Source organism: Mesorhizobium sp. WSM4871 (assembly GCF_055811295.1).
The window spans coordinates 1-342 of the sequence record NZ_JBVVPU010000065.1 but is presented as its reverse complement, the minus strand read 5'-3'; the positions used below and the strand labels follow the sequence as shown (position 1 = coordinate 342).

Here is a 342-nt window from a genome sequence, read left to right as displayed (position 1 = left end):
TGCGAGACAAGACCAGCAGCAGCGAAGCCGCTTGGCAGGAGGAAGAGCTTTCTGCTGCGGCCCTTCCCGACAAGCGTCTGGCCCGTCGGCTGCGACGGTTGCTGGATCAGATGTCAGTCAGCTGCGCCGGGCAAGCCAATCCCGGCGGCCTGCGGCGACTGGGCGGCGGCGAAGGCGGCCTACCGCTTCTTTGACAATCGGCGTGTGACCGAACATAGCGTTCTCGCCGGCCATTTCGCTGCGACCGCGGCGCGCGTTGTGGCGAGAAGGCCCGATCCTTATCCTGCAGGACACGACCGAATTTATCTACAGCCGCGCGCAGCCGGGCAAAATCGGCTTCAC

2 protein-coding genes are annotated in these 342 nt (G+C 64.9%); both read left to right on the top strand.

The features are described from left to right. A partial coding sequence (locus AC0L2H_RS32535; protein ID WP_473593681.1) for a transposase DNA-binding-containing protein occupies window positions 1–194 on the top strand: 194 nt, incomplete at its 5' end. Continuing rightward, window positions 106–342: IS4/Tn5 family transposase DNA-binding protein (locus tag AC0L2H_RS32530; RefSeq protein WP_473593682.1), on the top strand; the 237-nt coding region annotated here is incomplete at its 3' end. The genes AC0L2H_RS32535 and AC0L2H_RS32530, both read left to right, overlap by 89 nt.